This is a genomic window from Janthinobacterium sp. GW821-FHT03A03 (genome assembly GCF_059421435.1).
This window is the reverse complement of sequence record NZ_JBWKUZ010000001.1, coordinates 232,347-244,775: the sequence shown is the minus strand read 5'-3', so window position 1 is coordinate 244,775 and position 12,429 is coordinate 232,347. Positions and strand designations below refer to the sequence as shown.

12 protein-coding genes are annotated in these 12,429 nt (G+C 62.2%); 9 read left to right on the top strand and 3 right to left on the bottom strand.

Going from position 1 to position 12,429, the window contains the following annotated elements:
• Positions 1–21: 21 nt before the first annotated feature.
• Positions 22–495, top strand: a complete 474-nt coding sequence (locus AC07VI_RS01120) for a GNAT family N-acetyltransferase (RefSeq protein ID WP_492995412.1) — start codon at positions 22–24, stop codon at positions 493–495.
• Positions 496–578: 83 nt separating this feature from the next.
• On the opposite strand, the gene AC07VI_RS01115 is transcribed toward AC07VI_RS01120, so the two are convergent.
• Positions 579–1,988: an FAD-binding oxidoreductase gene (locus tag AC07VI_RS01115; protein ID WP_413465868.1), complete on the bottom strand. Its 1,410-nt coding sequence runs from the start codon at positions 1,986–1,988 to the stop codon at positions 579–581.
• Positions 1,989–2,165: 177 nt separating this feature from the next.
• Between AC07VI_RS01115 and AC07VI_RS01110 the strand changes: the two genes are divergently transcribed.
• The 5 genes from AC07VI_RS01110 (at position 2,166) to AC07VI_RS01090 (ending at position 7,496) form a co-directional block, all read left to right on the top strand.
• A complete protein-coding gene (locus AC07VI_RS01110; protein ID WP_494808766.1) occupies positions 2,166–3,083 on the top strand; it encodes a ChaN family lipoprotein in 918 nt (305 codons plus the stop codon).
• A 141-nt stretch (positions 3,084–3,224) separates the two neighbouring features.
• Positions 3,225–3,977 (top strand): tonB-system energizer ExbB, encoded by a 753-nt coding sequence (gene exbB, locus AC07VI_RS01105; protein WP_492995408.1) that lies wholly within the window; start codon positions 3,225–3,227, stop codon positions 3,975–3,977.
• A 3-nt stretch (positions 3,978–3,980) separates the two neighbouring features.
• A complete protein-coding gene (exbD, locus tag AC07VI_RS01100; RefSeq protein ID WP_086144040.1) occupies positions 3,981–4,406 on the top strand; it encodes a TonB system transport protein ExbD in 426 nt (141 codons plus the stop codon).
• Complete coding sequence (locus AC07VI_RS01095) at positions 4,403–5,200, top strand: energy transducer TonB family protein (protein WP_086144041.1); 798 nt, start codon at positions 4,403–4,405, stop codon at positions 5,198–5,200. The genes exbD and AC07VI_RS01095 overlap by 4 nt, the downstream gene beginning before the upstream one ends.
• A gap of 40 nt (positions 5,201–5,240) precedes the next feature.
• Positions 5,241–7,496 (top strand): TonB-dependent receptor domain-containing protein, encoded by a 2,256-nt coding sequence (locus tag AC07VI_RS01090; RefSeq protein WP_086144042.1) that lies wholly within the window; start codon positions 5,241–5,243, stop codon positions 7,494–7,496.
• Positions 7,497–7,526: 30 nt separating this feature from the next.
• Here AC07VI_RS01090 and AC07VI_RS01085 read toward each other — a convergent pair whose 3' ends face one another.
• The gene (locus AC07VI_RS01085) at positions 7,527–7,934 is read right to left on the bottom strand and encodes a PRC-barrel domain-containing protein (RefSeq protein ID WP_086144043.1); all 408 of its coding nucleotides are present in this window, start codon (positions 7,932–7,934) and stop codon (positions 7,527–7,529) included.
• 246 nt (positions 7,935–8,180) lie between these two features.
• Here AC07VI_RS01085 and pyrG point away from each other — a divergent pair, with 246 nt between their 5' ends.
• The 3 genes from pyrG to ftsB all read left to right on the top strand — a co-directional run bounded on the left by pyrG (position 8,181) and on the right by ftsB (position 11,644).
• Positions 8,181–9,833 (top strand): CTP synthase, encoded by a 1,653-nt coding sequence (gene pyrG / locus AC07VI_RS01080; protein ID WP_086144044.1) that lies wholly within the window; start codon positions 8,181–8,183, stop codon positions 9,831–9,833.
• 141 nt (positions 9,834–9,974) lie between these two features.
• Complete coding sequence (gene eno / locus AC07VI_RS01075; RefSeq protein WP_086144045.1) at positions 9,975–11,258, top strand: phosphopyruvate hydratase; 1,284 nt, start codon at positions 9,975–9,977, stop codon at positions 11,256–11,258.
• Positions 11,259–11,320: 62 nt separating this feature from the next.
• Positions 11,321–11,644 carry a cell division protein FtsB gene (ftsB, locus tag AC07VI_RS01070; protein ID WP_035821182.1) on the top strand — a complete coding sequence of 108 codons (324 nt, stop codon included), beginning with the start codon at positions 11,321–11,323 and terminating at the stop codon, positions 11,642–11,644.
• 352 nt (positions 11,645–11,996) lie between these two features.
• On the opposite strand, the gene AC07VI_RS01065 is transcribed toward ftsB, so the two are convergent.
• Entirely contained in the window at positions 11,997–12,278 is a 282-nt protein-coding gene (locus AC07VI_RS01065; RefSeq protein WP_086144046.1) for a hypothetical protein, read from the bottom strand.
• Between the last annotated feature and the right edge of the window lie 151 nt (positions 12,279–12,429).

Below are 12,429 nucleotides of genomic sequence, written 5' to 3'. Positions count from 1 at the left end.
AGGGCATGGCATTATTTGAAGATGACAACATTACCCGAACCGATCATGCGTCCCGCCCTGGTAGCCGACGCGCCCGCCATTGTCGCCCTGATCGACGACCTGATGCCCTTTCTGACCCTGCACCCGGACGGCGCGGGGGCGGAAAAATTCATCGAGCACTGCCGCCAGCCGGCCATCGAAGGCTATCTGTCCGATCTGCGCTATGCCTACCAGCTCGCGCATATCGACGGCGAGCTGGCCGGCGTGGTGGCCATGCGCGACAACACGCATCTGTTCCACATGTTCGTGCCGCGCGCGCTGCACCGGCGCGGCATGGCGCGCCGCCTGTGGCAGGCCGCCCGCGATGCCTCGCTGGCCAGGGGCGATGTGACGGCGTTTACCGTCAATTCCTCGGCCTACGCCTTGCCCCTGTACGAAAGCCTGGGCTTTGTTGCCACCGGGCCCAAGGTGGAGACGGGCGGCATCGCTTTCGTGCCGATGCGCATGGATTTATAAAAATCACCCAACGGCAAGGGCCGGGGCAGACCCGGCGGGGGCATTTTTCCCAGTGGGAAAAATGCCGATCCCGAAAGAGCGACCTACCACCTGACAATTTTGCCCGGATTCATGATGTTCTTCGGATCGAGCGCGTGCTTGAGGGCGCGCATGGTGTCGATGCCGCCTTCGCCATGTTCTTCCACGAGGAAGGCCATCTTGTGCATGCCCACGCCGTGTTCTCCCGTGCAGGTGCCGTCCATGCCGATGGCGCGCGTGACCATGTCGCTGTTGACCTTTTCCGCGCGGGCGATGTCGTTTGGGTCGTCCGGATCGACCAGCATCTGCACGTGGAAATTGCCGTCGCCGACGTGGCCGATGATGGCGTAGACGAGGCCCTGCGCCTCGCAGTCAGCCTGGGTGGCGAGAATGCATTCGGCCAGGCGCGAAATCGGCACGCAGCAATCGGTGGAAATGGCGCGGCTGCCGGGGCGCATCTGCAGCAGGGCGAAATACGCATTGTGGCGCGCGGCCCACAGGCGCGAGCGGTCTTCGGGGCGGCTGGCCCATTCGAAATCGCTGGCGCCATGTTCCGCCGTGATGGCTTGCACCAGCTGCGCCTGCTCGGCCACGCTGGCCGGCGTGCCGTGGAATTCAAACAGCAATAATGGTTTTTGCGGCAGCGCCATCTTGTCGTAGGCATTGATGGCCTTGACGCCATTTTCATCGAGAAACTCGACCCGCGCCACGGGAATACCCATCTGGATGGTCTGGATCACGGCGCTGACGGCCTCGCCCGTGCCGGGAAACGAACAGACTGCCGCCGAGATCGCCTCGGGCAGCGGATACAGCTTTACGGTCACTTCCGTGATGATGCCCAGGGTCCCCTCGCTGCCGACGAACAAACGCGTCAGGTCGTAGCCGGCCGACGATTTTTTCGCCCTGGTCCCTGTCCTGATGATGCGCCCGTCGGCCGTCACCACAGTCAGGGCCAGCACGTTTTCGCGCATGGTGCCGTAACGCACGGCGTTCGTGCCCGAGGCGCGCGTGGCGGCCATGCCGCCCAGCGAGGCATTGGCGCCCGGGTCGATGGGGAAGAACAGGCCCGTGTCGCGGACGTCGTCGTTGAGCTGCTTGCGCGTGACGCCCGCCTGCACGGTGGCCGTCAGGTCTTCATTGTGCACGGCTACCATGTGATTCATTTGCGACAGATCAATCGTCACGCCGCCATGCAGGGCCAGCACATGGCCTTCGAGCGAGGTGCCGCTGCCGTAGGCGATGACAGGCACGTCGTGCGCACTGCACAGCTTGACGGCGGCCGCCACTTCTTCGGTGGAATGGGCGAAGATGACGGCGTCGGGCAGCATGGGGGGATAGCTCGACTCGTCGCGGCCATGGTGTGCGCGCATGGCTTGCGTCATGGAAAAGCGGTCGGCGAAGATCAGGGAAAGTACGGCAGCAAGGGATGGGGGCAGCGGTTTTTTCAGTACCGCCAACTGGTCAGTTTGATTCACGCAAGTCCTCCGTTTTTTTTATTCTACTCCGCGTGCGGGGATTTCACCGAGGCGCCATTTTTGCCGGTTGTAAAAAAATCCGCATCGCGGGCCGTGCATTGGTTGTAAATGAGAATCATTTCCATTAGAATGCCCGCCAGTAGTTATTTTGCAATGCGCGCTTCCACCCGAAAGGCCATGCCCATGAGATTCCCCCTGTCCTTCGCCGCTGTCCTGCCCGCCTGCGTGCTGGCGCTGAGCGCCTGCAGCAGCGTCGCTCCAGTCACTGACGCTGCCACCGCGACTGCCGCCGCTTCGCCAGACGTGCGCCAGCTGGGCGAGATCGTCGACCTGCGCAGCGGCCAGCGCGTGACTGCCGAACAATTGCTGGACCGGCTGGCCGCCGCGCCGCGCGTCATCGTCGGCGAGCAGCATGACCAGCTCAGCCATCACCGGATCGAGCAGTGGCTGCTGCAGCAGTTGCAGGGCCAGCGTCCGCAAGGCAGCGTGCTGCTGGAAATGCTGAACCCGGACCAGCAAGCCAAGGTGGACAAGGTCAAGCCGTGGCTGCAGACGGACCCCGTCGTGCGCCCCGAACACGTCGCCGAGCTGCTGGCCTGGCAACCGAGCTGGAAGTGGGCGCAATATGGCGACCTGGTGATGACCGTGATGCGCGCGCCGTATCCCGTCTGGTCGGCCAATCTGGACCGCAGCGAAATCAAGCAGCTGTTTGTCGACCAGCCTGCCGTGCAGGGCAAGCACTCGAACCTGGCCAACGACGGCAAAGTGCATGACAAATTGAAGGACATCATCCGCGTCATGCATGACAACCAGATCGACGCGCCGCGCCTGGCCGCCATGCTGTCGGTGCAGCAGCAGCGCGACCGCCGCATGGCCGAGCGCCTGCTGGCCGCGCCCGCGCCCGCCGTGCTGATCGCCGGCGCCTACCATGCGCACAAGGACCTGGGCGTGCCGCTGCACGTGCAGGACTTGACGGGCGGCCCCGCGCCGCTGGTGCTGGTGCTGGCGCAGCAGGGCGCCACGGTGCAGGCGCCGCAGGCGGATTTTGTGTGGTACACGCCGGTGGCGGCGCCCGCCGTCGCCAGCGCCAAGTAAGCCGTTGCAACTCCGCCGGGCATTCAGCCCGGCACTCCTCCCCAGCAAGCCTCTTCGCAGCAGCCAGGTAGTCCGTCCGATTTTTTTGCATGCGCGTGCGCGCCGTTGGCGCAGCCATGCCTGTTAACTGTAGAAGCTACCATGCGTACCCCCTTGTTGTATGTCAAAGCCGCTGCCGGCGGCGTATTTCTTTTCCTGTTCCATGCCACGGCGCAAGCGTCCGCCTTGCCGCACGACATGTCGCCGCTGGGCATGTTTTTCGCCGCCGACCAGGTGGTGAAAAGCGTGCTCATCGGTTTGTTGATCGCCGCGCTGGCCACCTGGGTAGTCTTGCTGGTGAAGGGCGCCAGCTTGCTGCAGGCGCGGCGCGCGGCGGCGCAAGCCGTCGCCATGCTGAAGTCGGCGGCCTCCTTGCCGGACGCGGCAGTAAAGAGCGGGGCGTCTGGCCTGGCGCAACGGTTGCTCGACGAGGTGCAGCAGGAACTGAACCTGTCGCACGCCAATGCACCTGCGGCGGCCCTGAAGGAGCGGGCCGGCTTTCGCCAGGAACAGTTCATTGCGCAGCAGGTGCGCAGCATGACGCAAGGCATCGGTTTGCTGGCCAGCATAGGTGCCGTGGCGCCCTTCGTCGGCCTGTTCGGCACCGTGTGGGGCATCATGAACAGTTTCATCGGCATCGCCGTCAGCCAGAGCACGAATCTGGCGACCGTCGCGCCCGGCATCGCGGAAGCTTTGCTGGCTACCGCGCTGGGCCTGGTGGCGGCGATACCCGCCGTCGTCATCTACAACGTCCTGAGCCGCGGCATCAACCAGTACAAGGCGCTGCTGCGGGCCGCCTCGGCGCAAGTGCTGCTGATGCTGAGCCGCGACCTCGACACGCGCCAGCAGGCCTGAGCCATGGCGTCCCTTTTCCCTTCGCCGGACGACGACGCGGCCGACATGCCGGAATTGAGCGAGATCAATGTCACGCCCTTCATCGACGTGATGCTGGTGCTCTTGATCATCTTCATGGTGGTCTCGCCGCTGGCTACCGTCGACCTGAAGATCGACTTGCCGGCCGCCACGGCCCAGCCCGAACCCCGTCCCGACAAGCCCCTGTTCGTTTCCCTGAAGGCCGACCGCAGCCTGTATCTGGGCGAAGCGCCCGTGGCGCGCGAGCAGCTGGGCAGCCGGCTCGACGCGCAGACGGGCGGCGACCGCCAGCGCACCCTGTTCTTCCAGGCCGACAAGCAGGCCGCGTATGAAGACGTGCTGGGCGTCATGGATGCCCTGCGCCGGGCCGGCTATCTGAAAGTGGGCCTGGTGGGCCGGGAGGGCGGGTGAGTGCGCCGTCCACGCCGGCGCCGCGTCCGGTATTGAACTGGGGCATCGCCACCTCGCTGGTGGTGACGGGCGCACTGGCGCTGCTGCTGTGGGCCGGCTGGCAGCCCGTCACCGTCGTGCCCGCCAACCCGGCGGCCAGCGTGATGGTGGTCTTTGCGGCACAGGCCATGTCGCCGGAGACTCAACAGGCGGCAGCGGCAGGGGCACGCCAGTCGGCCGCGTCCAGCGCCGCCCAACCGAAAAAGAGTACGACCAGGCAGCAAGCGTTGCCCGTGCTGGCGCGCGCCGCCGCACCGCAGATCGTCGCCGCGGAAAAAGAGGCGAAGGCAGAAGCCAGTGCGTCGCCTGATCCCGGCAAGGATGCCGCGAAGGAAGCGTCCGTGCCCGCGCAGGCCAGCAGCAGCGCCACGCCGGCACCAAGCTCCGTGCGCGGTCCGCAGGCGGCGCCGTTCGACAGCGACATGCCGCCCGCCAGCGCGGCGCCGGCCAGCTGGCAAAGCCGGGTACTCGGCCACCTGGCCCATTTCAAGCGCTATCCGGGCGACGCGCGCCAGCGCAAGCGGGCCGGCGCCGCCTGGGTGCGCTTCCAGGTGGATGGCGACGGCAAGCTGCTGGCCAGCGAGCTGCTCACGTCGTCGGGCACGGTGCTGCTCGACCGCGAGGCGCTGCAAGTGCTGCAGCGCGCGCAGCCGCTGCCGGCGCCGCCCGCCAGCGTCTTGCGCCAGGGCACGGTGACGGTGACCTTGCCCGTGTCGTTCAAGCTCGACGCCGAAGGCGGCCACGGTGCCGGCTGATTTATCGCATTTTTTCAATCACATAACAAATCGAGGGTGTATGCATATCAAGACAATGACGCAGGCCGTGGGCATCTGCATGGCCTTGCTGGTACAGCAGGCCGGGGCGCAGTCGCAGGAAAGCGGCAAGGTGGAATTTTCGCCGCTGAATGTATCGGGTGAAACTGTGTCCGTGGAACAGCAGGCACTGGAAAAGCCGGGCGCCGTCAGCGCGCGCGGCGCGGACACGCGCTTGCAGCCGGTCGATCAGATCGTGCGCAGCATGCCGGGCACGTTTACCCAGATCGATCCGGCGCAGGGCGCCGTCAGCGTCAACATCCGTGGCCTGTCGGGCCTGGGACGCGTGAACATGATGGTCGATGGCGTGAGCCAGAATTACTATGGCAGCGCGCCCTCGTCCGTGTCGCACGGCGGCGTGCCCAGCAGCCAGTTCGGCGCCCTGATCGACCCGAATTTCATCATCGGCGTGGACGTGTCGCGCGGTAATGTCGTCGGCGGCGACGGCGTCAATGCGCTGGCCGGCAGCGCCAACTTCCGCACCATCGGCGTCGATGACGTGGTCTTCGCCGGTGAAAAGGTGGGAGCGCGCACGAAGATGTCGACCGGAAATAACGGCGTGGGCCGCAGCGCCATGCTGGCCGTGGCGATGAAAAACCCCGCCTTCGACGGCGGCAGCGTGGGCTTCATGGCCGCCACCAGCGCCAGCGTGATCGGCAATAATTACACGAATGCGAAAGGCGTCAACAGCGAGGAATTCGGTTTCGGCTACAACCGCTATTACAAGCAAAAGCCCAAGTCGCAGCTGCTCAAGCTGGACCTCACATTGAGCGATTTCCACGCGCTGGAACTGTCGGCGCGCGATTACCGCAATACGTTCACGCGCCGCGATATCCAGAGCGATGACTACTACGTAAAATATCACTACACGCCGTTTTCCGAGTTGATCAACCTCAATGTGGTGGCCAGCAGCAGTCGCGGCAAGCAGAAATACATGCCCGCGGCGCTCACCAATTTCATCAACACCCACGCGGCCAACCGCGCCGACGCCGTCGACATCAACAACACGAGCAGCTTCCGGCTGGCCGGCGGCGATGCGCTGGTGACCATCGGCGGCAAACTGATGCGCAACAAGTACAGCAAGCACGTGGAAAGTCTGGTCGACGATCCGGACAACCCCGATGCGAACCAGCAATCGATTGAAAACAATACCTTCGGCCCCGAGGGCGTGCAAAAGATCAGCAGCCTGTATGCGGGCCTGCAATACAACCGGAGCATCTACCAGATCAGCGCGGGCCTCAACACCACGCACTTTGATTTGACCGGCTACAAGCCGGCCTGCGATCCGCGCGTGCAATGCTTTCCGCAGGGGGCGAGCAATATTGCGTTGAAGGAACATGGCATCAACCCCTCGCTGCTCGTTTCCGCGCAGCTGACGCCGTGGTTCCAGCCGTTTGCCAGCGCCGAGCGCACCATGCGCGGGCCGAATCCGCAGGAAGTGTTTTTCTCGAATGACGGCGGGGCGTCGATGAATCCCTTCCTGAAGGGGGAGAAAGCGACGACCTACCAGCTGGGTTTCAATTCCAGCCTGCATGGCTTGCTGAGCAAGAACGACGTGCTGAACTTCAAGGCCCTGTACTTCAAGAGCAAGATCGACGGCTATATCACCAGCCAGTCCTTCCTCGTGTGCGACCGCGGCCGCAAGTGCAATATCGCGGAAGTGCTGGCTAATGACTGGCAGAACGTGGATGACTACATGACCAACATGTATATCTACATCAACTCGGCCACGCCCGTGTATTCGCGGGGATGGGAACTGGAAGCGCAATACCAGCTGGGCCCGGCGTATGCGCGCCTGTCGTACACGCGCGAAACGACACGCCAGCCGACGTCGATTGCCAGCGCCTGGTTCGGCGCGTCCGACATCAGCGAGCTGCCCAGCGTGTATTACAACCTCGACGTGGGCACGCGCTTGCTCGATAACAAGCTGGAAGTGGGCGCCATCCTCAAGCACACGGGCTCGAACCGCCGCCTGTCGCCCGACAATGAAGCCGACGAAGCGACGGGCGAGGTGCTGAAGGCCGAGAATCCGAAGATCCCGGCCGTGATCGACCTGTATGCGAGCTGGCAGGTGTCGAAAAACCTGTTCCTGCGCCTGTCCGTGCAGAACGCCATGAACAAGGATTTCTCGGAAGCGCTGAACCGGCTGAACTCGATGCCGTCGCAGTCGCAGGACAACACGCCGCTGAGCACGGCGCGGGGCAGGACGTATGTGGCGGGGCTGGAGTACCGCTTTTAAACCAGACCCCAGCCCCGCGCTTTGGCTGAATTAATACTCGCGTGGTGTCGTTCCGTAGTAACTATGGATGGAATTGGCCCACGTGGTATCGGCCATGTTCGGCCAGTTATCCGTATCGAAGCCGGGGGCGTTTTCGATGCGCTCCTTGTCGACGTTCAGGGTGAAGCGCTTGTTGACGGTGTCGAGCAGCAGCGCTTCCCAGGGCACGGCGAACAGCTTTTCGCCGATGGTGAAGACGCCGCCGTGCGACATGACGGCGTAGGCGATCTTGCCGCTGCGCATGTCGATCATGATTTCCTTGATTTCGCCCAGGTGTTCATCCCTGGCGTTGTGCACATGGTCGCCGATCAGGGTGTCGGCACCCATCAGTTCAGGGCCGGGGCCTTTGTGGCCGCGGTTGACATACATGCCGTAGGCGTCGCGTTCTTCGTAGCTCATGATGGACCTCCTGTTGAAAATGCCAGTCTGCGGCCTGGGAGCGGCAGGGTCTGTTCGCTCGCCCACACAAAGTATGGAATTGGAAAGATTTCAATTATTGCTATCGGGTAATTTTGTTGTGCGTAGACAGCAGGAGGGCGGGGGATAGTCGGTATTTGGCGCAAATTTCCGCGTGCGGGGGGCGACGCAGGCGGGCTTTAGTGTATAATTTCAATTTCCCGCACGTGCCGTTCGGCACCATCTGCAATGACCAAATTTGTCTTCGTCACTGGTGGCGTTGTGTCCTCCCTTGGAAAAGGGATTGCCGCCGCCTCCCTCGCCGCGATCCTCGAATCGCGCGGCCTTAAAGTCACCATGCTCAAGCTCGACCCGTATATCAACGTCGATCCTGGCACGATGAGCCCTATGCAACACGGTGAAGTATTCGTCACCGACGACGGGGCCGAAACCGACCTCGACCTCGGTCACTACGAGCGCTTCATCTCCACCCGCATGAAAAAGGTGAATAACTTCACCACCGGCCAGATCTATGAATCGGTGATCCGCAAGGAACGCCGGGGCGAATATCTGGGCAAGACCGTGCAGGTGATTCCGCATATCACCAATGAAATCCAGGATTACATCCGCCGTGGCGCCGAAGGCTACGACGTGGCCCTGTGCGAAATCGGCGGCACCGTCGGCGATATCGAATCCTTGCCCTTCCTAGAAGCGGCACGCCAGCTGAGCCTGCGCGCCGGCCGCAAGAATACGGCCTTCGTCCACCTGACCCTGGTGCCTTACATCGCCTCGGCCGGCGAACTGAAGACCAAGCCGACCCAGCACTCGGTGCAAAAGCTGCGCGAAATCGGCATCTTGCCCAACGCCTTGCTGTGCCGCGCCGACCGCGCCATCCCGGAAGACGAGCGCGCGAAAATCTCGCTGTTCTCGAACATCGAGGAAGACGCCGTCATTTCCGTGTGGGACGTCGACACCATCTACAAGGTGCCGCAGATGCTGCACGACCAGGGCCTCGACAAGATCATCTGCGACGCGCTGGACCTCGACCCGGCGCCGGCCGACCTGTCGATCTGGAGCAAGCTGATCTACACGATGGAGCACCCGAAGGCGGAAGTGACCGTCGGCATGGTCGGCAAGTACGTCGAACTGACGGAATCGTACAAGTCGCTGATCGAAGCGCTGCGCCACGCCGGCATCCACACGGAAAGCCGCGTCAACATCGAGTACATCGATTCGGAAGAAATCGAAACGACCGGTTGCGACAACCTGGCCAAGTACGATGCCATCCTGGTGCCGGGCGGCTTCGGCAAGCGCGGCGTGGAAGGCAAGATCAAGGCGGCCCAGTTTGCCCGTGAAAACAAGATCCCTTACCTGGGCATCTGCCTGGGCATGCAGGTGGCCCTGATCGAATACGCGCGCAACAAGGCTGGCATGCCGAACGCGAATTCGACCGAGTTCGACCTTGATACGGATCAACCTGTCGTTGCACTGATCAATGAGTGGCAAAACCACGATGGTAAAGTCGAGTTGCGCGATGAAAACTCGGACCTGGGCGGTACCATGCGCCTGGGCGCGCAGACCTGCGCCGTCAATCCGGGCACCCTCGCTTCCGAGATCTACGGCAGCGTGGTGACCGAGCGTCACCGCCATCGCTACGAAGCCAATAATCACTACCTGGCCCGTGTCGAAGCGGCTGGCCTGATCGTCTCGGCCCGCACGCCGAGCGAAGATTTGTGCGAAATCATGGAATTGCCGCGCACGGGTGAAAATGCCCACCCATGGTATATGGGCGTGCAATACCATCCCGAGTTCAAGTCGACGCCACGCACCGGTCATCCGCTGTTTACCTCGTTCATCAAGGCAGCGCTGGCGCACAAGGAAGCCAACGCCGCCGCAGAATAACGCGGGTCGCTTGCGACAGTATTACCCGTAAGACAGCTCCCGGCCAGATCGTTCCCGCCGGGAGTTTCTTTGCCCCCTTTGTGCAATTGCGCATCAGAACGCAGTGTGCAGCCCCTGTTACGCTTAACTTTGGAGAATGACATGAGTGCTATTGTTGATATTATCGGTCGCGAAATCCTGGACTCGCGCGGCAACCCGACCGTCGAATGCGACGTGTTGCTGGAATCGGGCGTGATGGGCCGTGCGGCCGTGCCGTCGGGCGCCTCGACCGGTTCGCGCGAAGCCGTGGAATTGCGCGATGGCGACGCCAAGCGCTACTTCGGCAAGGGCGTGCTGCAAGCATGCGAAAACATCAATACCGAAATCTCCGAAGCCATCATGGGCCTGGACGCCAATGAACAGGCGTTCCTGGACCGTACCCTGATCGACCTGGACGGCACGGAAAACAAATCGCGCCTGGGCGCCAACGCCATCCTGGCCGTCTCCATGGCCGTGGCCAAGGCTGCCGCCGAAGAAGCGGGCTTGCCGCTGTACCGCTATTTCGGCGGTTCGGGCGCCATGCAGATGCCGGTGCCGATGATGAACGTCATCAACGGCGGCGCGCACGCCGACAACAACCTGGACATCCAGGAATTCATGATCATTCCCGTGGGCGCCCCGTCGTTCAAGGAAGCCGTCCGCTACGGCGCGGAAGTGTTCCACACGCTGAAAAAGATCCTGCACAAGAAGGGCCTGAACACCAACGTGGGCGACGAAGGCGGTTTCGCGCCATCCTTGGCCAACCATGAAGAAGCCATCAAGCTGATCATCCAGGCCATCGAAGAAGCGGGCTACGAGCCAGGCACGCAGATCGCCATCGGCCTCGATTGCGCCGCGTCCGAGTTCTACAAGAACGGCAAGTACGAAATGGAAGGCGAAGGCCTGAGCCTGACGGCCACCGAGTTCACCAACCTGCTGGCGACCTGGTGCGACAAGTACCCGATCATCTCGATCGAAGACGCGATGCACGAAGGCGACTGGGACGGCTGGGCGATCCTCACCCAGGAACTGGGCAAGAAAGTGCAACTGGTCGGCGACGACCTGTATGTCACCAACACCAAGATCCTGAAAGAAGGCATCGCGAAAGGCATCGCCAACTCGATCCTGATCAAGATCAATCAGATCGGCACGCTGACGGAAACTTTCGCCGCCATCGAAATGGCCAAGCGCGCCGGCTACACGGCCGTCATTTCGCACCGCTCGGGCGAAACGGAAGATTCGACCATCGCCGATATCGCCGTGGCCACGAACGCCCTGCAGATCAAGACCGGCTCGATGTCGCGTTCGGACCGCATGGCCAAGTACAACCAGCTGCTGCGTATCGAGGAAGACCTGGGCGACATCGCCACCTACCCTGGCCGCGATGCGTTCTATAATCTGAAGTAAGCTGCTGTAAAACCCACTGGCCGGCCGGAGATGTTCCGGCCGGTTTTTTAACTGAATGCCCCATGCGCCTCATTACGCTCGCTCTGGCAGCCCTGCTGCTGCTGATCCAATTTCCCCTCTGGCTGGGTAAAGGCGGCTGGCTGCGCGTTGCCGACATGGAAGCCCAGGTGGCGGTGGCGAATAAAAAGAATATGGAATTGAAGGCGCGCAACGCCAAGCTCGAGTCCGAAGTGCGCGACCTGAAGGACGGCACGGGCGCCGTCGAGGAGCGTGCCCGCTATGAGCTGGGCATGGTCAAGCAGAATGAGATTTTCGTGCAGATCGTGCGCAAGGGCCAGACCCCGCCACTGCTGGAAACGCCGGTGGACGCTGCTGCGCCACACTAAGAAGTAAGACTTCCCGCTTGCCAGCCTGGACCGATTGCCAGGCTGACATGTCAATGACTGCCTTGTTACCTTGTACTGACTACTTTGTACTGCTGCACGCGACTGGCCGCATGGCGCGGCGTGGTGCGACTGCCTTGCTGCTTGTTGATCAGAAACGGGCCTTGCCGGTCGAGATCAGGTAGAAATGGATGCCGGTAACGACGACGGCTACGGCGATCAGTGCGGTTTCGAGAAACATCATAAAAATCCTTGTGAGTAAATAGTTAGCTTAAAAAACGTCCAGGGCCAGGCGCCCAGCCGAAGACAGTACGCACTACGGCGAGGCGCAGGCAACGCCGCCCTGGGCGTTTTTTTAGCCGCGCGAGGCCAGGAAGCGCAGTTCGGAGGCCAAGTTCGGCATCAGGTGCTCGTAACGGGCCGCTTCCGAGTTCAGCAGGGCGATATCGCGCATGCTTGGACGCACATAGCGCTGGTCTTCGGCGCTGCGGACAGTGCTCGTGGCGATGACTTCCTTCTGCGCCAGTTCGCTGTATGGCTTGGAAGCGAGCAGGGCGCCCAGGAAGGCGCGCGTGGCGCGGCCCAGGTTGCTGAAATAGTTATCGTCGTTGCTGTAGGTGTTGGTAAAAGTGGACATATGCCCTCCATGTATGGTCTGTTGTTGCATTGCACAATAATGGAGTTGGCGATATATGTCTAATTCCAAATTCCAATTTCAGAAATTCAAGAAACGAATAATAAGGGCGTAGCCGCCGGCCACGCCCTGAAAAAGAATTTGTTACGAAATG

What these genes read in the sequence shown, in the direction of transcription:
- AC07VI_RS01120 (WP_492995412.1), top strand. Translation starts at nt 22, where the DNA reads ATGACAACATTACCCGAACCGATCATGCGTCCCGCCCTGGTAGCCGAC.
- AC07VI_RS01110 (WP_494808766.1), top strand. Translation starts at nt 2,166, where the DNA reads ATGCCCATGAGATTCCCCCTGTCCTTCGCCGCTGTCCTGCCCGCCTGC.
- exbB (WP_492995408.1), top strand. Translation starts at nt 3,225, where the DNA reads ATGCGTACCCCCTTGTTGTATGTCAAAGCCGCTGCCGGCGGCGTATTT.
- exbD (WP_086144040.1), top strand. Translation starts at nt 3,981, where the DNA reads ATGGCGTCCCTTTTCCCTTCGCCGGACGACGACGCGGCCGACATGCCG.
- AC07VI_RS01090 (WP_086144042.1), top strand. Translation starts at nt 5,241, where the DNA reads ATGCATATCAAGACAATGACGCAGGCCGTGGGCATCTGCATGGCCTTG.
- AC07VI_RS01085 (WP_086144043.1), bottom strand. Translation starts at nt 7,934, where the DNA reads ATGAGCTACGAAGAACGCGACGCCTACGGCATGTATGTCAACCGCGGC.
- pyrG (WP_086144044.1), top strand. Translation starts at nt 8,181, where the DNA reads ATGACCAAATTTGTCTTCGTCACTGGTGGCGTTGTGTCCTCCCTTGGA.
- eno (WP_086144045.1), top strand. Translation starts at nt 9,975, where the DNA reads ATGAGTGCTATTGTTGATATTATCGGTCGCGAAATCCTGGACTCGCGC.
- ftsB (WP_035821182.1), top strand. Translation starts at nt 11,321, where the DNA reads ATGCGCCTCATTACGCTCGCTCTGGCAGCCCTGCTGCTGCTGATCCAA.
- AC07VI_RS01065 (WP_086144046.1), bottom strand. Translation starts at nt 12,278, where the DNA reads ATGTCCACTTTTACCAACACCTACAGCAACGACGATAACTATTTCAGC.